Source organism: Streptomyces sp. LX-29, from assembly GCF_029541745.1.
In the GTDB taxonomy this organism is placed as follows: domain Bacteria; phylum Actinomycetota; class Actinomycetes; order Streptomycetales; family Streptomycetaceae; genus Streptomyces.
Map to the genome: position 1 here is coordinate 5,302,376 of NZ_CP089746.1, position 26,984 is coordinate 5,329,359.

Here is a 26,984-nt window from a genome sequence, read left to right on the forward strand (position 1 = left end):
ATGACCTCCCCTTTCGCAAGGAGCCGACGGCAATGAACAAAGACGCAGCTGGGAGTAAGGGCGCGCCCGTGAACAACGAGGACAAGCTCCGCGACTACCTCAAGCGGGCGACGGCCGACCTGCGTCAGGCCCGCCGCCGGCTCCGCGAGGTCGAGGACCGGCACCAGGAGCCCATCGCGATCGTCGCGATGAGCTGCCGCTACCCGGGCGGGGTGCGCACCCCCGAAGACCTGTGGCGGCTGGTCGCGGGCGGCGAGGACGCCGTCTCCGGCTTCCCGACCGACCGCGGCTGGGACCTCGAGACCCTCTATGACGCCGACCCCGACCAGGCCGGATCCAGCTATGTCAGCGAGGGCGGATTCCTCTACGACGCCGGCGCGTTCGACCCGACCGTCTTCGGGATCTCGCCGCGTGAGGCGCTGGCGATGGACCCGCAGCAGCGGCTGCTGCTGGAGACGTCCTGGGAGGCGTTCGAGCGGGCCGGCATCGACCCCACCGCGATGCGCGGCAGCCGCACGGGCGTCTTCGCCGGCGTGATGTACCACGACTACACCTCGCGGCTGGACTCCGTGCCCGAGGGCGTCGAGGGCTTCCTGGGCACCGGCAGCTCCGGCTCCATCGCCTCCGGCCGCGTCTCCTACGTCTTCGGCCTGGAGGGCCCGGCCGTCACCGTCGACACGGCCTGCTCCTCGTCGCTGGTGACCCTGCACATGGCGGTGCAGGCGCTGCGCGCCGGCGAGTGCTCGCTGGCGCTGGCCGGCGGTGTCACCGTGATGGCGACCCCGTCCACCTTCACCGAGTTCAGCCGGCAGCGCGGGCTCGCCGCCGACGGCCGCTGCAAGCCCTTCGCGGCCGCCGCGGACGGCACCGGCTGGGGCGAGGGCGTCGGCATGCTGCTGGTCGAGCGGCTGTCGGACGCGCAGAAGAACGGCCACCCGGTCCTCGCGATCGTGCGCGGCTCGGCCATCAACCAGGACGGCGCCAGCAACGGCCTGACCGCCCCCAACGGCCCGTCCCAGCAGCGCGTCATCCACCAGGCGCTCACCAACGGCCGGCTCTCCGCCGAGGACGTGGACGCCGTCGAGGCGCACGGCACCGGCACCACCCTCGGCGACCCGATCGAGGCGCAGGCCCTCCTCGCCACGTACGGCCAGGACCGCCCGGCCGACCAGCCGCTGCTGCTGGGCTCCATCAAGTCCAACATCGGCCACACCCAGGCCGCCGCCGGCGTCGCCGGCATCATCAAGATGGTCAAGGCCATCGAGCACGGCGTGCTGCCCAGGACCCTGCACGTCGACGAGCCCACCCCGCACGTCGACTGGTCGGCGGGCGCCGTCTCGCTGCTCACCGAGAACACCCCGTGGCCGGAGACCGGCCGCCCGCGCCGCGCCGCCGTCTCCTCCTTCGGCTTCAGCGGCACCAACGCCCACACCATCCTGGAGCAGGCCCCCGCCCCGGAGCAGGACGAGACGGCGGCCGCCGAGGAGCAGCCGCCGGCCGCGACCACGGCGCCGGAGGTGCTGCCGTGGCCGGTGTCCGGCAAGAGCGCCGCCGCCCTGCGCGAGCAGGCCGAGCGGCTGCTCGCGCGGCTGACCGCCGCCCCGGCGCTCCGCCCGGTCGACGTGGGCCTGTCGCTGGCCACCACCCGCGCCGCCCTCGACCACCGCGCCGTGGTCCAGGGCGCCGACCGTGAAGCGCTGCTGGCTGGGCTGGCGGCGCTGGCGGCCGGCTCGATGGCGGCGGGTGTGGTGCAGGGCTCGGCCGTCGGCGGCCGCGTCGCCTTCGTCTTCCCGGGCCAGGGCTCGCAGTGGGTCGGGATGGCGGTGGAGCTGATGGACGCCTCGCCGGTGTTCGCGGCCCGGATCGAGGAGTGCGCCTCCGCCCTCGCGGAGTTCTGCGACTGGTCGCTGGTGGACGTCCTCCGGGGCGCCGAGGGCGCGCCGTCGCTGGAGCGCGTCGACGTCGTCCAGCCGGTCCTCTTCGCCGTGATGGTCTCCCTCGCCGAGCTGTGGCGCTCCTTCGGCGTCCAGCCGGCGGCCGTCGTGGGCCACTCCCAGGGCGAGATCGCCGCCGCCTGCGTGGCGGGGATCCTGTCCCTCCAGGACGCCGCGCGGGTCGTCGCGCTGCGCAGCCAGGCCATCGGCCGCGTCCTGGCCGGCAAGGGCGGCATGGTCTCCATAGCCCTCCCGGTGGCCCAGGTCCGCGAGCGCATCGCGGCGTGGGGCGAGGACCGTATCTCGGTGGCGGCCGTCAACGGCCCGTCCTCCGTGGTCGTCTCCGGTGAGCCGGAGGCGCTGGACGAGCTGATCGCCTCCTGCGAGGCGGACGAGGTCCGGGCCCGTAAGGTGCCCGTGGACTACGCCTCGCACTCCGCGCAGGTGGAGCTGCTCCGCGACGAGCTGCTGAAGCTCCTCGCCCCGGTGACGCCGCGGGCGGCCGAGGTGCCGTTCCTGTCCACCGTCACCGGCGAGTGGGTCGAGGGCCCCGAACTGGACGCCGCGTACTGGTTCACCAACCTCCGCCAGACCGTCGAGCTGGAGAGCGCGGTGCGGCGCCTGCTGGACGAGGGCTTCGGCGCCTTCATCGAGTCCAGCGCCCACCCCGTGCTCGCCATGGGCGTCCAGGAGACCGCCGAGGACGCCGGCCGCGAGGCCGCCGCCATCGGCTCCCTCCGCCGCGACGAGGGCGGCCTGGGCCGCTTCCTCACCTCGCTGGGCGAGGCGTGGACCCGCGGCGTCGCCGTCGACTGGACCACGGTCTACGAGGGCACCGGCGCCGCGCGCGTCGAACTCCCCACCTACGCCTTCCAGCACCAGCACTACTGGCTGGAGTCCGGCGCCGCCGCCCCGGCCGCCGCCACCCCGGCCACGGACCCGGTCGAGGCCCGCTTCTGGGAGGCCGTGGAGCGCGAGGACTGGCAGGCGCTCGCCACCGAGCTCGCCGTCGACGGCGACGAGCGGGTCAGCGCGCTGCTGCCCGCCCTCGCCACCTGGCGCAAGCAGAGCCGCAAGCAGTCCACCGTGGACGGCTGGCGCTACCGCGTGACCTGGAAGCCGCTGGCCGACGGGCCGGCCGCGCGGCTCTCCGGCAGCTGGCTGCTGGTCACCCCGGCGACCGTCGCCGAGGGCGACTGGGCGCGGGGCGCGGCCCGCGTCCTCGCCGAGCGCGGCGCCGACGTCCGCGTGCTCGCCGTCGACACCGACACGGACGACCGCGAGTCCCTGACCGGGCTGCTCCGGCAGGCCGCGGCCGAAGAGGGCCCGTTCAGCGGCGTGCTGTCGCTGCTGGCCCTGGAGGATCGGCCACACCCCGTGCACACCTCCGTCCCCGCCGGGGTCGCCGCCGAACTGGCGCTCCTCCAGGCGCTGGGCGACGCCGAGATCGCCGCGCCGCTGTGGTTCGCCACCCGCGGCGCCGTGGCCACCGGCCGCGCCGACCGGCTGGAGTCCCCGGCGCAGGCCCTGATCTGGGGCCTCGGCCGGGTGGCCGCCCTGGAGCACGGCGAGCGATATGGCGGACTCATTGACCTACCCGCCCTACCGGAGACCGCCGACGACCGGGCGCTGGCCCGGCTGGTCACCGTGCTGGCCGGGGCCGAGGAGGAGGACCAGGTCGCGATCCGGCCCAGCGGGCTGTTCGTGCGCCGCCTGGTGCGCTCCCTCCTCGCCGAGACGCCCGCCGTACGGGAGTGGCAGCCGGCCGGCACCACGCTGGTCACCGGCGGTACGGGCGCGCTGGGCGCGCACGTGGCCCGCTGGCTGGCCCGTAACGGCGCCGAGCACCTGGTGCTCACCAGCCGTCGCGGCATCGACGCCCCCGGCGCGGCCGAGCTGCGCGACGAACTGACCGCCCTGGGTGCCGAGGTGACCGTCGCGGCCTGCGACGTCGCCGACCGCAAGGCGGTGGAGGCGCTGCTGGCCGGCATCCCGGCGGAGCGGCCGCTGACCGCCGTGGTGCACACCGCCGCCGTCCTCGACGACGGCGTGATCGAGGGCCTGACGCCCGAGCAGGTCGACCGGGTGCTCAAGGTCAAGGTCGACGCCACGCTCCACCTGCACGAGCTCACCCGGGACCTGGACCTGTCCGCGTTCGTGCTCTTCTCCTCCTTCGCCGCCACCTTCGGCGCCCCCGGCCAGGGCAACTACGCACCGGGCAACGCCTTCCTGGACGCCTTCGCCGAGTGGCGCCGCGCCGCCGGGCTGCCCGCCACCTCGGTGGCCTGGGGCCCGTGGGGCGAGGGCGGCATGGCCGAGGGCGGCGTGGGCGACCGGATGCGCCGCCACGGCGTCATCGAGATGTCGCCCGAACTGGCCGTCACCGCGCTCCAGCACGTCATGGACCGGGACGAGACGGTGCTCACCGTCGTCGACATGGAGTGGAAGCGCTTCGTCCTCGCCTTCACCTCCGGCCGCTCCCGGCCGCTGCTGCACGACCTGCCCGAGGCCCGCGAGGTCATCGAGGACATGCGGGGCGACGCGGAGGCGGACGACGCCGACGCCGCCGCCCTCACCCAGCAGCTCGCCGGACTGCCCGAGGCCGAGCAGGAGCGGCTGCTGCTGGAGCTGGTGCGCACCGCGGTCGCGACCGTGCTGGGCTACGCCGGCGCCGACGCCGTCGAGGCCGTGCGCGCCTTCAAGGAGCTGGGCTTCGACTCGCTCACCGCGGTCGAACTGCGCAACCGGCTCAGCGCCGCCAGCGGCCTCAAGCTGCCGCCGACGCTGATCTTCGACTACCCGACCCCGACCGCGCTGGCCAAGCACCTGCGCGTCGAACTCTCCGGCGGACAGCTGGCGGCCGCGGCCCCGCTGCCCACCGCGCAGGCCCTGGCCGACGACGAGCCCATCGCGATCGTCGCCATGAGCTGCCGCTTCCCCGGCGGCGTGCGCACCCCCGAGGAGCTGTGGCAGCTGCTGACCTCCGGCGGCGACGCGCTCTCGGAGTTCCCGGCCGACCGCGGCTGGGACGTGGAGTCCCTGTACAACCCGGACCCGAACGCGCAGGGCACCAGCTACACCCGCGAGGGCGGCTTCCTCACCGGCGCCGCCGAGTTCGACCCCACCTTCTTCGGCATCTCCCCGCGCGAGGCGATGGCGATGGACCCGCAGCAGCGGCTGCTGCTGGAGACCTCGTGGGAGGCGTTCGAGCGGGCCGGGATCGACCCGGCGACGCTCCAGGGCAGCCAGTCCGGGGTCTTCGTCGGCACCAACGGCTCCGACTACTCGATCCTCATGCGGAACACCACCGACGGCTACGAGGGCCACCTGGCCACCGGCAGCGCCGCCAGCGTGGTCTCCGGCCGGCTCTCCTACGTCTTCGGCCTGGAGGGCCCGGCGGTCACCGTCGACACCGCCTGCTCCGCCTCGCTGGTGGCGCTGCACCTGGCCGTCCAGGCGCTGCGCAACGGCGAGTGCGAACTGGCCCTCGCCGGCGGCGTGACCGTGATGGCCACCCCCGGCACCTTCATCGAGTTCAGCCGCCAGCGCGGACTCTCCTCCGACGGCCGCAGCAAGGCGTTCTCCTCGGACGCCGACGGCTTCAGCCCCGCCGAGGGCGTGGGCATGCTGCTGGTCGAGCGGCTCTCGGACGCCCGCCGACACGGGCACCCCGTGCTCGCGATCGTCCGCGGCACCGCCATCAACCAGGACGGCGCCAGCAACGGCCTCACCGCGCCGAACGGCCCGTCGCAGCAGCGCGTCATCCGGCAGGCACTCGCCAACGCCCGGCTGACCACCGCGGACGTCGACGTGATCGAGGCGCACGGCACCGGCACCACCCTCGGCGACCCGATCGAGGCCCAGGCGCTGCTGGCCACCTACGGCCAGGGACGCCAGGAGGACCGGCCGGTGCTGCTCGGCTCCATCAAGTCCAACATCGGCCACGCCCAGGCGGCCGCCGGCGTCGCGGGCGTGATGAAGATGGTGCTCGCCATGCGCCACGGCGTGGTGCCCGAGTCGCTGCACATCGCCGAACCGACCCCGCACGTCGACTGGTCGGCGGGCGCGGTCTCCCTCGTCACCGAGGCCACCCCGTGGCCGGACAGCGGCGCTCCGCGCCGGGCCGGCATCTCCTCCTTCGGCTTCAGCGGCACCAACGCCCACGCCATCGTGGAGCAGGCCCCCGCCCCGGAGCAGGACGAGCCCGTGGCCGCCGCGGAGCCGGAGGGGCAGCCGACCGGCGCCCTGCCGTGGGTGGTCTCCGGCAAGACCCAGGCCGCGCTCCGCGCCCAGGCCGAGAAGCTGCTCACCCACCTCGAGGCCGGCCCCGACCTCCGCCCGGCCGACCTCGGCTACTCCCTCGCCACCACCCGCTCCGTCCTCGACGAGCGCGCGGTGCTGGTGGGCACGGACCGCGACGACCTCCGCCGCGGGCTGGACGCCCTGGCCCGTGGCCAGGCCCTGCCCCAGCTGGTGCAGGGAGCCGGAATCGGGGGTAAGGCCGCATTCCTGTTCCCGGGACAGGGGTCACAATGGGTAGGCATGGCCGTCGGGCTGTTGGATGCTTCGGCAGTGTTCGCCGCCCGGATTGATGAGTGTGCCGTCGCTCTCGCGGAGTTCACCGACTGGTCGTTGGTGGACGTCCTGCGTGGGGCGGAGGGCGCGCCGTCCCTGGAGCGCGTCGACGTCGTCCAGCCGGTGCTGTTCTCCGTGATGGTCTCCCTGGCGGAGCTGTGGCGCTCCCTGGGTGTGCGGCCGGCGGCCGTCGTGGGCCACTCGCAGGGCGAGATCGCGGCCGCGTGCGTGGCCGGTGCGCTCTCCCTCCAGGACGCGGCGCGGGTGGTCACCCTGCGCAGCCAGGCGATCGGCCGGGTGCTGGCGGGCAAGGGCGGCATGGTCTCCGTGGCGCTGCCCGTCTCCCGGGTGCGCGAGAGGATCGCCGCGTGGGGCGAGGACCGGATCTCGGTGGCGGCCGTCAACGGCCCGTCCTCCGTGGTCGTCTCCGGTGAGCCGGAGGCCCTGGACGAGCTGATCGCCTCCTGCGAGGCGGACGAGGTCCGGGCCCGTAAGGTGCCGGTGGACTACGCCTCGCACTCCGCGCAGGTCGAGCTGCTCCGCGACGAGCTCCGCGAACTCCTCGCCCCCGTACGGCCCCAGGCGCCCGAGATCCCGTTCCTGTCCACTGTCACCGGTGAGTGGGTCGAGGGTCCGGAGCTGGACGCCGACTACTGGTTCACCAACCTGCGCCGGACCGTCGAGTTGGAGGCCGCCGTGCGGCGGCTGCTGAACGAGGGCTTCGGCGTCTTCATCGAGTCCAGCGCCCACCCGGTGCTGACGATGGGCGTGCAGGAGACCGCCGAGGACGCCGGCCGCGAGGCCGCCGCGTTCGGCTCGCTCCGCCGCGACGAAGGGGGCCTGGACCGCTTCTGGCTCTCCCTCGGCGAGGCGTGGACCCGCGGCGTGGCCGTCGACTGGGACGCCGTCTACGAGGGCACCGGCGCCCAGCGCGTCGACCTGCCCACCTACGCCTTCCAGCACCAGCACCTGTGGCCGCGGGCGGCCGAGCCGGCACCGGGTGCCGAGACGCTGCCCGCCGACGCCGTCGACGCCCGCTTCTGGGAGGCCGTCGAGCGCGAGGACCTGGAGTCGCTCGCCGGGACCCTGGAGTTCCGGGGCGACGAGGCACTGACCTCGCTCGGCGCCGTCCTGCCCGCGCTGGCCTCCTGGCGCAAGCAGAGCCGCGAGCTGTCCGCGCTGGACGGCTGGCGCTACCGCGTGACCTGGAAGCCGCTCGCCGAGGGCGCCGCCGCGCGGCTCTCCGGCACCTGGCTGCTGGTCGTGCCGGAGTCCGCGCTCACCGACGACTGGACGCTCGGCGCGCTGCGCGCGCTCGCCGAGCGCGGCGCCGATGTACGGCAGCTCACCCTGAGCGCCGTGGAGCTGGACCGCGAGTCGGTCACCCGCCGGGTCCACGAGGAGCTGGACGGGGCCGCGCCGGTCGCCGGGGTGCTCTCGCTGCTGGCCCTCGACGAGCGGCCCGCGCCCGGCACCGACAGCGTCAACGCCGGCCTGGCCGGCACCGCCGCGCTGATCCAGGCGCTGGGCGACGCCGGGGTCGACGCGCCGCTGTGGTGCGCCACCCGCGGCGCCGTCTCCGTCAGCCGCTCCGACCGCCCCGACCACCCGGCCCAGGCGCTCGCCTGGGGCCTGGGCCGCACCGCCGCCCTGGAGTACCCGGAGCGCTGGGGCGGACTGGTCGACCTGCCGCAGACCGCCGACGACCGGGCGGTGGGCCGGCTGCTCACCGTCCTGGCCGCCGCCGACGGGGAGGACCAGCTCGCCGTCCGCGCCGCGGGCGTCTTCGCCCGCCGACTGGGCCGCGCCCCGCTGGCCGACTCCGCCCCCGTACGGGAGTGGCAGCCGGCCGGCACCACGCTGGTCACCGGCGGCACGGGCGCGCTGGGCGCGCACGTGGCCCGCTGGCTGGCCCGTAACGGCGCCGAGCACCTGGTGCTCACCAGCCGTCGCGGGATCGACGCCCCCGGCGCGGCCGAGCTGCGCGACGAACTGACCGCCCTGGGTGCCGAGGTGACCGTCGCGGCCTGCGACGTCGCCGACCGCAAGGCGGTGGAGGCGCTGCTGGCCGGCATCCCGGCGGAGCGGCCGCTGACCGCCGTGGTGCACGCGGCGGGCGTGCTCGACGACGGGGTGCTGGACGCCCTGACGCCGAAGCGGTTCGCGGCGGTGCTCGGCCCCAAGGCCGACGCCGCCCGCCACCTGCACGAGCTCACCCGGGACCTGGACCTGTCCGCGTTCGTGCTGTTCTCCGGCATCGCGGGCACCCTCGGCGACGCCGGGCAGGGCAACTACGCGGCGGCCAACGCGTACCTGGACGCGCTGGCCGAGCAGCGCCGGGCCGACGGGCTGCCCGCGACCTCGGTGGCCTGGGGCCGCTGGGGCGACACGGGCCTCGCGGCCGGCGGCGCCATCGGCGAGCGGCTGGACCGCGGCGGCGTGCCCGCCATGGCGCCGGACTCGGCGATCAGGGCGCTCCAGCAGGCCCTGGACCACGCCGACACGGTCGTGGCCGTCGCCGACATCCAGTGGGACCGCTTCGCCTACGGCTACACGGCGGTGCGGCCCAGCCCCTTCATCGGCGACCTGGCGGAGGTCCGGCGGCTGGCCGAGGCCGCCCCGGCCGGCGGCGGCGAGGCCGGTGCCACGGCCGACCCGGCGCAGGCGCTGCGGCAGAAGCTGGCCGGGATGTCCCAGGCCGAACAGTCCCTGGTCGTCCTGGAGCTGGTGCGCACCAACGCGGCCGCCGCGCTGGGGCACCCCTCGACCGACGAGGTCGGCGCGGGGCGGGCGTTCAAGGAGCTGGGCTTCGACTCGCTGATCGCGCTGGAGCTGCGCAACCGGCTGGGCGCGGCCACCGGCCAGAAGCTGCCGGCCACGCTGGTCTTCGACTACCCGACGCCGGCCGCGCTGGCCGAGTACCTGCGGGCCGAGATCACGCAGGACGGCGGCGCGGCGGCGGCCGCACCGGGCGTCGCGGAGCTGGAGAAGCTCGAGTCCGCGCTCTCGGTGATCGACCCGGCCGCGGAGGACGACGAGACCCGGGCGGACATCGCCGCCCGACTCCAGGCCCTGCTGGCCCGGTGGGACGCGCCACGCGCGAGCGCGGCGGAGTCCACCGGCGAGACGGTGACGGAAAAGCTGCAAGAGGCAACGCCCGATGAGGTCTTCGACTTCATCGAAAAAGAACTCGGTATCTAGGGATCCACGATCCGCGGGCAGCAAGGTTTGTGACGAGAAGCATGGGTGAGACTCCAATGGCGGATCAGGACAAGATCCTCGACTACCTCAAGCGGGTAACTGCCGATCTGCACCAGACGCGGCAGCGTCTTCGCGAGGTCGAGTCGCAGGAGCCTGAGCCGATCGCGATCGTCGGCATGAGCTGCCGCTTCCCCGGAGGCGTCACGTCTCCGGAGGAGCTGTGGCACCTCGTCGCCTCGGGCGGCGACGCCATCGCGGACTTCCCCACGGACCGTGGCTGGGACGTCGAGTCGCTCTTCGACGCCGACCCCGACCAGCAGGGCACCAGCTACACCGACAAGGGCGGGTTCCTGAAGGGCGCGGGCGAGTTCGACGCCGCGTTCTTCGGGATCTCGCCGCGCGAGACCCTGGGCATGGACCCCCAGCAGCGGCTGCTGCTGGAGACCTCCTGGGAGGTGTTCGAGCGGGCCGGGATCGACCCGGCCACGCTGCGCGGCTCCAAGGCCGGTGTCTTCATCGGCACCAACGGCCAGGACTACCCGGAGCTGATGCACCGGCTGCCGCAGGGCGTCGAGCAGTACCTGCTGACCGGCAACGCGGCCAGCGTCATCTCCGGCCGCATCTCGTACACCTTCGGCCTGGAGGGCCCCGCCCTCACGGTCGACACGGCCTGCTCGGCGTCGCTGGTGGCGCTGCACCTGGCCGTCCAGGCGCTGCGCAACGGCGAGTGCTCGATGGCGCTCACCGGCGGTGTCACCGTGATGAACAGCCCCCGGGCGTTCATCAACTTCAGCCGCCAGCGCGGCCTGGCGCCCGACGGCCGCTGCAAGGCGTTCGCCGACGGCGCCGACGGCACCGGCTGGGGCGAGGGCGTCGGCATGCTGCTCGTGGAGCGGCTCTCCGACGCCCGGAAGAACGGCCACCCGGTCCTGGCGATCGTGCGCGGCTCGGCCATCAACCAGGACGGCGCCAGCAACGGCCTGACCGCCCCCAACGGCCCGTCCCAGCAGCGCGTCATCCGGCAGGCCCTCACCGACGGCCGGCTCACCCCCGCCCAGGTGGACGTCGTCGAGGCGCACGGCACCGGCACCAGCCTCGGCGACCCGATCGAGGCCCAGGCGCTGCTCGCCACCTACGGCCAGAACCGGCCCGACGGACGGCCGCTCTACCTCGGCTCCATCAAGTCCAACGTCGGCCACACCCAGGCCGCCGCCGGCGTCGCCGGCATCATCAAGATGGTCAAGGCCATCGAGCACGGCGTCATGCCGCAGACCCTGCACGTCGACGCCCCCTCGCGGGACGTGGACTGGGCGGCCGGCGACGTCGAGCTGCTCACCGAGGCCCGTGCGTGGCCGGAGACCGGTCAGCCGCGCCGCGCCGGCATCTCCTCCTTCGGCGTGTCCGGCACCAACGCCCACACCGTCATCGAGCAGGCCCCGGCCGAGGACCGGGCCGCCGCGGAGGAGCCCGCGGCGGACTGGTCCGGGATCGGCGGCCTGATACCGCTGCTGGTCTCCGGGCAGACCACGCAGGCGCTGCGCGCCCAGGCCGAGCGGCTCGCCGCGCACGTCCAGGCCGACCCGGCGCTCCGCCTCACCGACCTCGGCCACTCCCTGGCCACCACCCGCGCCTCCCTCGACCACCGCGCCGTCCTCCTCGCGTCCGCCGACGGCGGCCGGGACGAGCTGCTGCGCGGCCTCGCGGCGCTGGCCGCCGAGGGCACCGCGGCCGACCTGATCCAGGGTCATGTCACCGAGGGCAAGACGGCGTTCCTCTTCACCGGTCAGGGCAGCCAGCGGGCCGGCATGGGACGCGAGCTGTACGCGGCCGTCCCGGCCTTCGCCGAGGCCCTGGACGCGGTCTGCGCCGAGCTGGACCAGCACCTCGAACGCCCGCTGCGCGAGGTGATGTTCGATGCCGACTCCACCCTGCTCGACCAGACCGGCTACACCCAGCCCGCCCTCTTCGCCGTCGAGGTCGCGCTGTTCCGGCTGTTGGAGGGCTGGGGCGTCAAGCCCGACTTCCTCGTCGGCCACTCCATCGGCGAGCTGGCCGCCGCCCATGTCTCCGGCGTCCTCTCGCTGGCGGACGCCGCGAAGCTGGTGGCCGCGCGCGGTCGCCTGATGCAGGAACTCCCCGCCGGCGGCGCGATGATCGCGCTCCAGGCGTCCGAGGACGAGGTCCTCCCGCTGCTCACCGACGGCGTCAGCATCGCCGCCCTCAACGGCCCGCGGTCGATCGTGATCGCGGGCGACGAGGACGCGGCGCTGGAGATCGCCGCGGGCTTCGAGGCCCAGGGGCGTAAGACCAAGCGGCTCACCGTCTCGCACGCCTTCCACTCGCCGCGCATGGACGGCATGCTCGACGCCTTCCGCGAGGTCGCGCAGAGCGTCGCCTTCCACCCGCCGGTCATCCCGATCGTCTCCAACCTCACCGGCGCCTCCGTCTCCGCCGCCGAGATCGGCACCCCCGACTACTGGGTGCGGCACGTCCGCGAGGCCGTCCGCTTCACCGACGGCATCGGCTGGCTCCAGGAGTACGGCGTCACCACCTACCTGGAGCTCGGCCCGGGCGGCGTCCTCACCGCGATGGCGCAGGACTGCGTCACCGCCGAGAACGCGGCCTTCGTGCCGCTGCTGCGCGCCGACCGCCCCGAGGCCCGCGCGCTGGCCGGCGCCCTCGCCCAGGCCCACGCGCACGGCGTCGGCGTCGACTGGGCCGCGGTCTTCGCCGGCTCCGAGGGCCGCCGCGTCGAGCTGCCCACCTACGCCTTCCAGCGCGAGCTGTACTGGCCCGAGCCGGCCGGCCCCTGGACCGGCGACGTCACCGCCGCCGGACTCGGCTCCGCCGACCACCCGCTGCTGGGCGCCGCGGTGTCGCTGGCCGACGCCGCCGGCTTCCTCTTCACCGGGCGGCTCTCGCTCGCCACCCACCCGTGGCTCGCCGACCACGCCGTCATGGACACGGTGCTGCTGCCCGGCACCGCCTTCGTCGAGCTGGCCGTCCGCGCCGGCGACCACGCCGGCTGCGACGTGCTCGAAGAGCTCACCCTGGAAGCCCCGCTGGTGCTGCCCCCGCAGGGCGGCGTGCAGCTCCAGGTGGCCGTCGGCGCCCCGGACGGCTCCGGCCGCCGCTCGCTGACCCTGCACTCCCGCCTGGAGGAATCCGGCGACGGCACGGGCTGGGGCGAGGAGGGCCAGGAAACATGGACCCGGCACGCCACCGGTGTGCTCGCCACCGGCGCCACCGCCCCCGCCGCCGACCTCGCCGCCTGGCCGCCGGCCGGCGCCACCGAGGTCCCCGTCGACGGCCTCTACGAGTGGCTGACCGAGACCGGCTTCGCCTACGGACCGGTCTTCCAGGGCCTCAAGGCCGCCTGGCAGCACGGCGACGACGTCTACGCCGAGGTCCGCCTCCCGGAGACCGCCCGCGAGGAGGCCGGCCTCTTCGGTCTCCACCCGGCGCTGCTCGACGCGGCCCTGCACGGCGTCGGCATCGGCTCCCTGCTGGAGCCCACCGAGCACGGCCGACTGCCGTTCTCCTGGAGCGGGGTGGCGCTGCACGCCGTCGGCGCCGCCGCGCTGCGCGTCCGCCTGTCGCCCGCCGGCCAGGACACCGTGGCCGTCCTGGTCACCGACGAGAGCGGGGCGCCCGTCGCCTCCGTCGACGCGCTGCTGCTGCGCCCGGTCTCCCCGGAGCAGGTGCACGCCGCCCGCTCCACGTTCCACGACTCGCTGTTCCGCGTCGAGTGGACCCCGGCGCCGGTCCCGGCCGCCACCACCCTCGCCGCCGGCCAGTTCGCGCTGCTGGGCGAGGAGGTCGCCGCCGAGCTGACCGCCGCGCTGCCCACCGCCGCGGCCTACGCCGATCTGGCCGCGCTCGCCGAGGCCGTCGCCGCCGGCACCCCCGTGCCGCAGGCCGTCGTGGTGCCGTTCTTCGGCCCCACCACGGACGCCATGGACGCCGAGGGCGCCGCGGAGCTGACCGCCGACGTCCGGGCCGTGCTGCACCGCACCCTCGCGCTGGCCCAGGACTGGCTGGCCGACGACCGGTTCGCCGACTCCCGGCTGGTCGTCGCCACCCGCGGCGCCGTCGCCACCGCCGCCGACGCGGACGTGGCCGACCTGGCGCACGCCCCGCTGTGGGGCATGCTGCGCTCCGCCCAGTCGGAGAACCCCGACCGCTTCGTGCTGCTCGACCTCGACGGGCAGGACGCGTCCTACCGCGCGCTGCCCGCCGCGCTCGGCGTGGCGGCCCCCACCGGCGGCCACGCGGCGGGAGAGCCGCAGCTGGCCGTCCGCGCCGGGTCCGTCGTCGTGCCGCGACTCGCCCGCGTCGCCGCCGACCCGGAGCACACCGTCCCCGCCCTCGACCCCGAGGGCACCGCCCTGGTCACCGGCGCCACCGGCACCCTCGGCGGGCTCGTCGCCCGCCACCTGGTCGCCGAGCACGGGGTGCGGCACCTGCTGCTGCTCAGCCGCCGCGGCGCCGCCGCCCAGGGGGCCGACGAGCTGGCCGCCGAACTCCGCGCCGCCGGCGCCGAGGTCACCCTCGCCGCCTGCGACGTCGCCGACCGGGACGCGCTGGCCGCCGTGCTCGCGGACATCCCCGCCGCCCATCCGCTGACCGCCGTGGTGCACACCGCCGGCGTGCTCGACGACGGCGTCCTCGACTCGCTCACCCCCGAGCGCGTGGACCGCGTCCTGCCGCCCAAGGCCGACGCCGCGCTCCACCTGCACGAGCTCACCCGCGAGCTGAACCCGGCCGCGTTCGTGCTGTTCTCCGCCGCCGCCGGCACTCTCGGCGGCCCCGGCCAGGCCAACTACGCGGCCGCCAACGCCTTCCTGGACGCGCTCGCCCAGCGCCGCCGCGCCCAGGGGCTGCCCGCCACCGCCCTCGCCTGGGGCCTGTGGGCCGAGCGCAGCGGCATGACCGGCGACCTGGACGACACCGACATCCAGCGCATCACCCGCGCCGGCGTCGCCGCGCTGTCCTCCGCGGACGGCCTGACCCTGCTCGACACCGCACTGGCCGTCGGCGACCCCGCCTTCGTGCCGATGCACCTGGACCTGGCGCCGCTGCGGCAGGCCACCGAGGCCGCCCAGATCCCGGCCATGCTCCGCGGCCTGGTGCGGCTGCCCGGCCGCCGGGTCGTCGAGTCCGGCGCCGCCGCCCCCGTCGGCGGGCTCGCCGAGCGGCTGCTCGGCCTCTCCGTGCCCGAGCGCGACAAGCTGCTGCTGGAGCTGGTCTGCACCCAGGTCGCCGCCGTGCTCGGCTACGCCGGGCCGGAGGCCGTCGACGCGAGCCGGGCCTTCAAGGAGCTCGGCTTCGACTCGCTCACCGCCGTCGAGCTGCGCAACCGCATCGGCGCCGTCACCTCCGTACGGCTCCCGGCCACCCTCGTCTTCGACTACCCGACGCCCACCGCGCTGGCCGGCTTCCTGCGCACCGAGATCCTCGGCGACAGCGCGGACGCCGCCGCCACCCAGGTGACCACCGTCGCGATCGCCGACGACGAGCCGATCGCCATCGTCGGCATGAGCTGCCGCTACCCGGGCGGCGTCACCAGCCCCGAGGAGCTGTGGCGCCTCGTCATGGGCGCCGAGGACGCCATCTCCGGCTTCCCGACCGACCGCGGCTGGCAGCTGGACGGGCTGCAGAGCGACGACCAGGGCGCGGCCGGCACCAGCGCCACCATCGAGGGCGGCTTCCTCTACGACGCCGGCGAGTTCGACCCGGACTTCTTCGGGATCAACCCGCGCGAGGCCCTCGCCATGGACCCGCACCAGCGGCTGCTGCTGGAGACCTCCTGGGAGGTCTTCGAGCGCGCCGGCATCGACCCGGCCACCGTGCGCGGCAGCAAGACCGGGGTCTTCGCCGGCGTCATGTACCACGACTACCTGTCCCGGCTCACCGCGCTGCCCGAGGGCCTGGAGGGCTACCTCGGCACCGGCACCGCCGGCAGCGTCGCCTCCGGCCGCATCGCCTACACCTTCGGCCTGGAGGGCCCGGCCGTCACCATCGACACGGCCTGCTCCTCGTCGCTGGTGGCGCTGCACCTCGCCGCGCAGGCGCTGCGCAACGGCGAGTGCACCATGGCCCTCGCCGGCGGTGTCACCGTCATGTGCACGCCGGACACCTTCGTGGACTTCAGCCGCCAGGGCGGCCTGTCCACCAGCGGCCGCTGCAAGTCCTTCGCCGCGGCGGCGGACGGCACCGGCTGGTCCGAGGGCGCGGGCATGCTGCTCGTCGAGCGGCTCTCCGACGCGCGCAAGAACGGCCACCCCGTGCTCGCCATCGTGCGCGGCACCGCGGTCAACCAGGACGGCGCCAGCAACGGTCTGACCGCCCCCAACGGCCCCTCGCAGCAGCGCGTCATCCGCCAGGCCCTCGCCAACGCGGGCGTCTCCGCCGCCGAGGTCGACGTCGTCGAGGCGCACGGCACCGGCACCACCCTCGGCGACCCGATCGAGGCCCAGGCCCTTCTCGCCACGTACGGGCGGGAGAAGTCCGCCGACCAGCCGCTGCTGCTGGGCTCCATCAAGTCGAACATCGGCCACACCCAGGCCGCCGCGGGCGTCGCCGGCATCATCAAGATGATCATGGCGATGCGTCACGGCGTGCTGCCGCGAACCCTCCACGTGGACGAGCCCACCCCGCACGTCGACTGGGAGGCGGGCGCCGTCTCGCTGCTGACCGAGTCGGTGACCTGGCCGGAGACCGGCCGCCCGCGCCGCGCGGGTGTCTCCTCCTTCGGCGTGTCCGGCACCAACGCGCACACCATCATCGAGCAGGCCCCGGAGCCGGAGGCCGCACCGGAGCCCGCCCCCGCCGCGCCCTCGCGCGAGGCCGGCGTGCTGCCCTGGGCGCTGTCCGGCAAGAGCGCCGACGCCCTGCGCGCCCAGGCCGAGCGGCTGCTCGCGCACCTCGACCGCTTCCCCGAGCAGCGGCCGCTCGACCTCGGCTACTCGCTGGCGACGACCCGTGCCGCCCTGGACCACCGTGCGGTGGTCGTGGGCGCGGACCGTGAGGCGCTGGTGGCGGCTCTGGAGGCGCTGGCCCGCGGCGAGTCGGCCGCACACCTGGTCGAGGACGCGGTCGCCGACGGCAAGACGGCGTTCCTCTTCACCGGCCAGGGCAGCCAGCGGCTCGGCATGGGCCGCGAGCTGTACGCGGCCTACCCGGCGTTCGCCGAGGCGTTCGACGCGGTCTGCGCCGCGCTCGACCCGCACCTGGAGCGGCCGCTGAAGGACGTGGTTTTCGGCGAGGACGCCGAGCTGCTGCACCAGACCGGCTCCACCCAGCCCGCCCTCTTCGCGATCGAGGTGGCCCTCTACCGCCTGGTCGAGGGCTGGGGGCTCACCGCCGACTTCCTCTCCGGTCACTCGATCGGCGAGCTGGCCGCCGCGCACGTCGCCGGCGTCTTCTCGCTGGCCGACGCCGCGAAGCTGGTGGCCGCGCGCGGTCGCCTGATGCAGGCGCTGCCGGCCGGTGGCGCGATGATCGCGGTGCAGGCGTCGGAGGACGAGGTCCTTCCGCTGCTCACCGACGGTGTCAGCATCGCGGCGCTCAACGGCCCGCAGTCCGTGGTGATCGCGGGCGACGAGGACGCGGCCGTCACGATCGCCGGGACCTTCGAGGCGCAGGGTCGTAAGACCAAGCGCCTGACGGTCAGCCACGCCTTCCACTCGCCCCGTATGGACGCGATGTTGGAGGACTTCCGCGCGGTCGCCGAGACCCTCACCTACGAGGCTCCGCGCATACCGATCGTCTCCAACCTCACCGGCGCCCTGGTCGCCGCCGAGGAGATCACCACCGCCGACTTCTGGGTCCGTCACGTCCGCGAGGCCGTGCGCTTCCTCGACGGGATCCGCGCCCTGGAGGCGCACGGCGTCACCACCTTCGTCGAGCTCGGTCCCGACGGGGTCCTCTCCGCCATGGCGCAGGACTGCGTCACCGGGGACGGCGCGGTCTTCGCCGCCGCGCTGCGCGCCGGCCGTCCCGAGGCCGAGGCGCTGGTCGCGGCCGTCGCCCGGGCGTACGCCCGCGGCCTCGCCGTGGACTGGACGGCGTTCTTCGCCGGCACCGGCGCCGCGCGCGTCGAGCCGGCCACGCTGCCCACGTACGCGTTCCAACGCCGCCGCTTCTGGCTGCGGTCGCCCGCGGGCGCCGTGGGCGACGTGGAGTCGGCGGGCCTGGGCCGCGCCGACCACCCGCTGCTCGGCGCGGCCGTGCCGCTGGCCGACTCCGACGGCTTCCTGTTCACCGGGCGGCTGTCGCTGGAGAGCCACCCGTGGCTGGCCGACCACGCCGTCATGGGCACCGTGCTGCTCCCCGGCACCGCCTTCGTGGAGCTGGCCATCCGCGCCGGCGACCAGGTCGGCTGCGACCGGCTGGACGAGCTGACCATCGAGGCGCCGCTGATCCTCCCCGAGCAGGGCGCGCTCCAGCTCCAGATCCTGGTCGGCGCCGCCGCCGACGCCGGCCACCGCACCGTCGAGCTGTACTCGCGGGCGCAGGACGCCGCCGCGGGCGAGCCGTGGATCCGGCACGCCAGCGGTGTGCTGACCGCCGGCGTCCCGCAGCCCTCCTTCGACCTCGCCGAGTGGCCGCCGCCGGGCGCGGAGGCCGCCGTGGTCGAGGGGCTCTACGAGCACCTCGCGCACGGCGGGTTCGCCTACGGGCCGGTGTTCCAGGGCCTCAAGGCCGCCTGGCTGCGCGGCGAGGAGGTGTTCGCCGAGGTCGAGCTGCCGGAGGACCGGCGCTCCGAGGCCGCCGCGTTCGGGCTGCACCCGGCGCTGCTGGACGCCGCGCTGCACTCCACCTTCGCCCGTGAGGGCGGCGACGAGCAGGGCAGGCTGCCGTTCTCCTGGAGCGGGGTGTCGCTGTACGCGGTCGGCGCCGGCACGCTGCGGGTCCACCTCAGCCCGGCCGGTGCCGACGGGGTGACCCTGGAGCTGGCGGACGGCACCGGCGCGCCGGTGGCCGCCGTGGAGCACCTGGCGCTGCGCCCGGTCGCGGCCGGCCAGCTGGGCGGCGGGCGTACCGCCGCGCACCACGAGTCGCTGTTCCGGCTCGACTGGGCCACCGTGCCGGTGCCCGCCGCCGCGGACGCCGCGCCGTGGACGGTGCTGGGCGCCGAGGCGCCCGCCGAGCTGCTCTCCGGCGCGGCCGTCCACACCGACCTGACCGCGCTCGGCGCGGCCGTCGACGGCGGCGCCGAGGCGCCCGCCCTCGTCCTAGTGGACTGCGCGCCGCCGGCCGCCGCCGCCGACGCGGTGACCGGGGCCGTCCACACCGCCGCCCAGGACGCGCTGGCGCTGGTGCGGGAGTGGCTGGAGGACGAGCGGTTCGCCGCCTCCCGGCTGGTCCTGGTCACCCACGGCGCCGTCGCCACCCAGGGCGACGCGGGGGTGCACGACCTGGCCCACGCCCCGGTGTGGGGCCTGGTGCGCTCGGCGCAGTCGGAGAACCCGGACCGGCTGGTCCTGGCCGACCTCGACGGCGACGCCGCCTCGTACGAGGCGCTGCCCGCGGCCCTCGCCTCCGGCGAGCCGCAGTTCGCGCTGCGCCGCGGCACCGCGCACGCCCCGCGGCTGGCCCGGGTGGCCTCCGCCGGCGCCATGGTGCCGCCGGCCGGCGAGCCGGCCTGGCGCCTGGACATCCTGGACAAGGGCACGCTGGAGAACCTCACCCTGCTGCCGACCCCGGAGGCCGTCGCGCCGCTGGAGGCCGGGCAGGTGCGGGTCGCGGTCCGGGCCGCCGGCGTGAACTTCCGCGACGTGCTCAACGCGCTCGGCATGTACCCGGGCGACGCCGGTCTGATGGGCAGTGAGGGCGCCGGCATCGTCCTGGAGACCGGGCCCGGCGTGACCGACCTGGCCCCCGGCGACCGGGTGATGGGCATGCTGCCCGGCGGCTTCGGCCCGCTGGTGGTCGCCGACCGCCGGATGATCGCGCCGATGCCGGAGGGCTGGTCCTTCGCCGAGGCCGCGGCCGTGCCGATCGTCTTCATGACGGCCTACTACGCGCTGCGCGACCTGGCCGACCTCAAGGGCGGCGAGGCGCTGCTGGTGCACGCCGCCGCCGGCGGCGTCGGCATGGCCGCGGTGCAGCTGGCCCGGCACTGGGGCGTGGACGTCTTCGCCACCGCCAGCCCCGGCAAGTGGGACACGCTGCGCTCGCTCGGCCTGGCCGACGACCGCATCGCCTCCTCCCGCGACCTGGCCTTCGAGGAGAAGTTCCGTGAGGCCAGCGCGGGCCGCGGGGTCGACGTCGTGCTCGACTCGCTGGCGCGCGAGTTCGTCGACGCCTCGCTGCGGCTGCTGCCGCGCGGCGGCCGGTTCGTCGAGATGGGCAAGACCGACGTCCGCGTCCCGGAGCAGGTCGCCGAGGAGTACCCGGGCGTCTCCTACCAGGCGTTCGACCTGACCGAGGCGGGCCTGGACCGCATCCAGGAGATGCTCCGCGAGCTGCTGGAGCTGTTCCGGCAGGGCGCGCTGAAGGCGCCGCCGATCACCTGCTGGGACGTGCGGCAGGCCCCCGACGCCTTCCGCTACCTCAGCCAGGCCCGGCACATCGGCAAGGTCGTGCTGACCGTGCCCGCCGCCTGGAACCCGGACGGCACCGTGCTGATCACCGGCGGCACCGGCACCCTGGGCGGCCTGGTCGCCCGGCACGCGGTGACCGAGCGCGGCGCCCGGCACCTGCTGCTCACCAGCCGCCGCGGCGAGCGGGCCGCGGGCGCGGCCGAACTCGCCGCCGAGCTGCGCGAGCTGGGCGCCGAGGTGACCATCGCCGCCTGCGACGCGGCCGACCGGGAGGCGCTGGCCGCCACCCTGGCCGCCATCCCGGCGGAGCACCCGCTGACCGCCGTGGTGCACACCGCCGGTGTGCTGGACGACGGCGTCGTCGGCTCGCTCACCCCGGAGCGGCTCGCGAAGGTGCTGCGCCCCAAGGTGGACGCGGCGGTCAACCTGCACGAGCTGACCCGGGACCTGGACCTGGCCGACTTCGTGCTGTTCTCCTCCGCGGCCGGCACCTTCGGCGGCGCCGGCCAGGCCAACTACGCGGCCGCCAACTCCTTCCTGGACGCCCTGGCCCGGCACCGGCACACCCTGGGCCTGGCCGCCACCTCGCTGGCCTGGGGCCTGTGGGCCGAGGCCAGCGGCATGACCGGGGAGCTGGACGAGACCGACAAGTCCCGGATGAGCCGCTCCGGCGTGCTGGGGCTGTCCTCGGCCGAGGGCCTGGCCCTCTTCGACGCCGCCCACCAGGTGGGCGAGGCGTTCCTGGTGCCCATGCAGCTCGACCTGGCTCCGCTGGCGGGCGCGCCCGTCGGCATGGTGCCCGCGCTGCTGCGCGGCCTGGTGCGCGGCGGCACCGCCCGGCGCACCGCCGAGGCGGGCACCGGCTCCGACGCCGGCTCGCTGGTCGACCGGCTGGTCCGGCTGCCCGAGGTCGAGCGCGACGCGGCCCTGCTGGAGCTGGTGCGCACCCAGGTGGCCGTCGTCCTCGGCCATGACTCGCCCGACGCGGTCGAGGCGAGCCGGGCCTTCAAGGACCTCGGCTTCGACTCGCTGACCGCCGTCGAGTTCCGCAACCGGCTCGGCGCGGCCGCCGGGCTGCGCCTCCCGGCCACCCTGGTCTTCGACTACCCGTCGCCGACCGCCCTGGCCGGCTACCTCCGCGACGAGCTGCTCGGCTCGGCGGCCGCGGCCGCCCTGCCGGAGCGGACCGGCGGCGGCGCCGGGACCGCGGCGGCCGACGACGACCCGATCGCGATCGTCGCCATGAGCTGCCGCTTCCCCGGCGATGTGCGCACCCCCGAGGACCTGTGGGAGCTGCTGGCCGAGGGCCGGGACGGCATCGCGCACCTGCCGACCGAGCGCGGCTGGGACATCGAGGGGCTCTACGACCCGGACCCGGACCGGCCCGGCACCTCGTACGCCCGCGAAGGCGGCTTCTTCTACGACGCCCACCACTTCGACCCGGCGTTCTTCGGCATCAACCCGCGCGAGGCGCTCGCCATGGACCCGCAGCAGCGGCTGCTGCTGGAGACCGGCTGGGAGGCGTTCGAGCGGGCCGGCATCGACCCGGTGGGGCTGCGCGGCCAGCAGGTCGGCGTGTTCGTCGGCCAGATGCACAACGACTACGTGTCCCGGCTCCAGACCTTCCCCGAGGGCGTCGAGGGCTACCTGGGCACCGGCGGCTCCAGCTCCATCGCCTCCGGCCGCGTCTCGTACACCTTCGGCTTCGAGGGTCCGGCGGTCACCATCGACACCGCCTGCTCCTCGTCGCTGGTGGCGCTGCACCTGGCCGCCCAGGCGCTGCGCAACGGCGAGTGCTCGCTGGCGCTGGCCGGCGGTGTCACGATCATCACCACGCCGACCGTGTTCACCGAGTTCAGCCGGCAGCGCGGGCTCGCCGCCAACGGCCGCTGCAAGCCCTTCGCGGCCGCCGCGGACGGCACTGCCTGGGGTGAGGGCGTCGGCATGCTGCTCGTCGAGCGGCTGTCGGACGCGCGGAAGAACGGCCACCGGGTCCTCGCCGTCGTGCGGGGTACGGCGGTCAACCAGGACGGCGCGAGCAACGGTCTGACGGCGCCCAACGGCCCGTCGCAGCAGCGCGTCATCCGGCAGGCCCTGGCCAACGCCGGCCTGTCGGCCGCCGAGGTCGACGCGGTCGAGGCGCACGGCACCGGCACCACCCTGGGCGACCCGATCGAGGCCCAGGCCCTGCTGGCCACCTACGGCCAGGAGCGGGACGCGGACCGGCCGCTGTGGCTGGGCTCCATCAAGTCCAACTTCGGCCACACCCAGGCCGCGGCCGGCGTCGCCGGCGTCATCAAGATGGTGCTGGCCATGCGGCACGGGCTGCTGCCCAAGTCGCTGCACGTGGACGCCCCGACCCCGCACGTCGACTGGGAGGCGGGCGCCGTCGAGCTGCTCGCCGAGGCCCGGGAGTGGCCGGAGACCGGCCGCCCGCGCCGCGCCGGCGTCTCCTCCTTCGGCATGAGCGGCACCAACGCGCACGCCATCATCGAGCAGGCCCCGGAGCTTGACGCCCCGACCGTCGAGGCGGCGGCCGACGCACCGGACGCGTCCGGTGGATCCGACGGGTCCGGCGCGGCGCCGCGGGTGCTGCCGTGGGTGCTGTCGGCCAAGTCCCCCGAGGCGCTGCGCGCCCAGGGCGCCCGGCTGCACGCCCACCTCACCGCCCGCCCCGAGCTGGACCTCCCGTCCGTCGGCCGGGCCCTGGCCACCGGCCGCGCCTCCTTCGAGCACCGCGCGGTGCTCGTGGCCGGCGACCGGGACGGTCTGCTGGCCGGCCTGGACGCCCTCGCCGAGGGCCGCGCCGCCGCCGGCGTGGTGCACGGTCAGGTCGCCGAGGGCAGGACGGCGTTCCTGTTCACCGGCCAGGGCAGCCAGCGCCTGGGCATGGGCCGCGAGCTCTACGCCGCCCACCCGTCCTTCGCCGAGGCGCTCGACGCGGTCTGCGCGCACCTGGACGGGCACCTGGAGCGGCCGTTGAAGGACGTGCTGTTCGGCACGGACGCCGAGCTGCTCGACCAGACCGGCTACACCCAGCCCGCGCTCTTCGCGATCGAGGTGGCCCTCTACCGCCTCGTGGAGTCGTGGGGCGTCAAGCCCGACGTGCTGTCCGGTCACTCGATCGGCGAGCTGGCCGCCGCGCACGTCGCCGGGGTGCTCTCACTGGCGGACGCCACCAAGCTCGTGGCCGCGCGCGGTCGCCTGATGCAGGCGCTGCCGGCCGGCGGCGCGATGATCGCCGTCCAGGCGTCGGAGGACGAGGTCCTGCCGCTGCTCACCGAGGGCGTCAGCATCGCCGCCGTCAACGGACCCACCTCGGTGGTCGTCGCCGGTGACGAGGACGCGGCCGTCGCGATCGCCGCGACCTTCGAGGAGCGGGGGCGCAAGACCAAGCGCCTCACCGTCAGCCACGCCTTCCACTCGCCGCACATGGACGGCATGCTCGACGCCTTCCGTACGGTGGCCGAGGGGCTCACGTACGCGGCTCCGCGCATCCCGATCGTGTCGAACCTGACCGGCGCGCCGGTCTCCGCCGAGGAGATCACCACGGCCGACTTCTGGGTCCGCCACGTCCGTGAGGCGGTCCGCTTCCTCGACGGCGTCCGCGCCCTCGAGGAGCACGGCGTCACCACCTTCGTCGAGCTCGGCCCCGAGGGCGTGCTCACCGCGATGGCGCAGGACTGCGTCACCGGCGAGGGGCTGTCCTTCGCCGCCGCGCTGCGCTCCGGCCGCCCCGAGGTCGAGACGCTCCTGGCCGCGCTGGGCACCGCCCACGTCCGGGGCGCCACCCCGGACTGGTCCGCCGTCTTCGCGGGCGTGGACCACCGGCCGGTCGACCTGCCGACGTACGCCTTCCAGCGGGCGCCGTTCTGGTTGCACAACGGGCCGGCCACCGGGGACGCCTCCTCGATCGGCCTGCACGCCGCCGACCACCCGCTGCTCGGCGCGGCCCTGGAGCTGCCCGACTCCGACGGCGTCGCCTTCACCGGGCGGCTCTCGCTGGCCACGCACGGCTGGCTCGCCGACCACGCCGTGATGGGCGCGGTGCTGCTGCCCGGCACCGCCTTCGTGGAGCTGGCGCTCCGCGCGGGCGAGCACGTCGGCTGCGACCGGCTCGACGAACTCACCCTGGAAGCGCCGCTGATCCTGCCCGAGCAGGGCGGCACGCAGCTCCGGCTGACGCTGGCCGCGCCCGACGAGGCGGGGCGCCGCGCGCTGACGCTGCACTCCCGCGCGGAGAGCGCCGCCGAGGGCGAGCCGTGGCTGCGGCACGCCACCGGAGCGCTGGCCACCGGCGCCGCCGAGCCGACGTTCGACCTGGCGGCCTGGCCGCCGGCGGACGCGGAGCGGATCGACACCGACGGGCTGTACCAGGGCCTGGCCGACTCCGGCTTCGGCTACGGGCCGGCCTTCCAGGGCCTCACGGCCGCCTGGACCCGTGGCGACGAGGTCTACGCCGAGGTGCGGCTGCCCGAGGAGGCCGCGTCCGACGCCGGCTCCTTCGGGCTGCACCCCGCACTGCTGGACGCCGCGCTGCACGCCCTCGGGCTGGCCGCCGCGGAGTCCGGCGGCCAGGGCCGGCTGCCGTTCTCCTGGTCCGGCGTCTCGCTGCACGCCGTCGGCGCCTCGGCGCTGCGGGTGCGGCTGACCGGCACCGGCGGCGGCTCCGTCTCCCTGGAGCTGGCCGACGCGACCGGCGCCCCGGTGGCCTCGGTCGAGGGCCTGGCGCTGCGCACCGTGGCGCCGGAGCAGCTCGGCGCGGGCGCCGGCGGCGGGGCCAAGGACGCGCTGTTCCGCGTCGACTGGACGCCCGTACCGGCCGCGGCCGGCACGGTCTCCGCCGACCGGTGGGCCGCCGTGGGCTCCGACGTCCTGGGGCTCGACGCCCACGCGGACCTGGCCGCCCTGGCCGCCGCGATCGAGGCCGGCGAGGCCGCTCCGGAGTACGTGTTCTACGTGCCCGGCCCGGCCCGCGGCGACGAGTCGGCCACCGCGACGCACGAGCTGTCCGCCGAGGTCCTGGGCGTGCTCCAGGGCTGGCTGGACGAGAAGCGGTTCGCCGACGCCAGGCTGGTGGTGCTGACCACCGGCGCGGTGGTCGCGGCGGCCGGCGACCCGATGGCGCACCTGGCGGGCGCCGCGGTGCTCGGCCTGGCGCGCACCGCCCAGCAGGAGAACCCGGACCGCCTCGTCCTGGTGGACGCCGACGAGCGGGGTGACCTGCGCGCCGCCGTCGCCGCGGCGCTCGCCACCGGCGAGCCGCAGACGGCCGTCCGCGACGGCCGGGTCCTGGCGCCGCGGCTGGCCCGTACGGCAGCCGCCGAGACCGAGCCGACCGCCTGGGACGCCGACGGCACGGTGCTCGTCACCGGCGCCAGCGGCATGCTCGGCGGCCTGATCGCCCGCCACCTCGTCACCGAGCACGGGGTGCGGAGTCTGCTGCTGGTGAGCCGGCGGGGCGGCGACGCCCCGGGCGCAGGCGAGCTGGCGGCCGAGCTGGCGGAGTCCGGTGCGTCGGTGACGTGGGCGGCCTGTGACGTGGCCGACCGGGAGGCGTTGGCCGGCGTCATCGCGACGGTTCCGGTGGAGCGTCCGCTGTCCGGTGTGGTGCACACGGCCGGTGTGTTGGACGACGGCACGATCGGTTCGCTGACTGCCGAGCGGCTTGCGGGTGTCTTCCGTCCGAAGGTGGACGCGGCCTGGAACCTGCATGAGCTGACGCGGGATCTGGATCTGTCGGCCTTCGTGGTGTTCTCCTCGGCCGCCGGCGTCTTCGGCGGGGCGGGTCAGGGCAACTACGCGGCGGCCAACGCCTTCCTGGACGCCCTCGCCCAGCACCGTCGGGCGAACGGCCTGCCCGCCACTTCCCTCGCCTGGGGCCTCTGGGCCGAGGGCGGCATGGGCGGCGAGCTCGACGAGACGGAGATCGCCCGCATCCGGCGCGGCGGTGTCGTCGCCCTCACCGCCGAGCAGGGCCTGGAGCTGTTCGACGCCTCCGCCCGGGTGGACGAGGCGGTGCTGGTGCCGATGCCGCTGGACCTGGCCGCGCTGCGCGCCCAGGCGGGCAGCGGCATGCTGCCGCCGCTCTTCCGCGGCCTGGTGCGGGTGCCGGTCCGGCGCGCCACCGGCTCCCCGGCGGCCGCGGCCGCCGCGGCCGGCGGAGCCGAGGCGCTGCTCCAGCGCCTGGCCGGGCTGACCGTGCCCGAGCGGGACGAGGTGCTGGTGGAGCTGGTCTGCGTCCAGGTGGCGGCCGTCCTCGGCTACCCCGGACCGGAGACCGTCGACCCGGCGCGCTCGTTCAGCGAGGTCGGCTTCGACTCGCTCACCGCGGTCGAGCTGCGCAACCGGCTCGGCGCGGCCACCGGCGTCCGCCTCCCGGCCACGCTGATCTTCGACTACCCGACACCCAACGCCCTGGTCCAGTTCCTGCGCGGGGAGCTCGTGCCGGACGACGCGAACGCGGTGACGCCGCTGCTCGCCGAGCTCGACCGACTGGAGGCGTCCCTCGCCGGGGCCGCCCCGGACGACGAGGGCAGGACCAGGATCACCGCACGACTGCAGGCTCTGCTGGCCAAGTGGAGCGACGACCGAGGACCGGAGGACGGGGCCGACGTCGCCGACGAGATCGAATCGGCAACGGACGACGACCTCTTCGAATTCATCGGCAAAGAATTCGGGATCTCCTGACCGTGACCGCGACCGTGAGCGGCGGCGTGACCGG

The 26,984-nt window shown here is 75.6% G+C and carries 2 protein-coding genes; both read left to right on the forward strand.

Annotated elements, in window-relative coordinates:
• Positions 1-32 precede the first annotated feature (32 nt).
• Positions 33-9,710 (forward strand): type I polyketide synthase, encoded by a 9,678-nt coding sequence (locus LRS74_RS22480; protein ID WP_277742701.1) that lies wholly within the window; start codon positions 33-35, stop codon positions 9,708-9,710.
• A 41-nt stretch (positions 9,711-9,751) separates the two neighbouring features.
• A complete protein-coding gene (locus tag LRS74_RS22485; protein WP_277742702.1) occupies positions 9,752-26,950 on the forward strand; it encodes a type I polyketide synthase in 17,199 nt (5,732 codons plus the stop codon).
• Positions 26,951-26,984 lie beyond the last annotated feature (34 nt).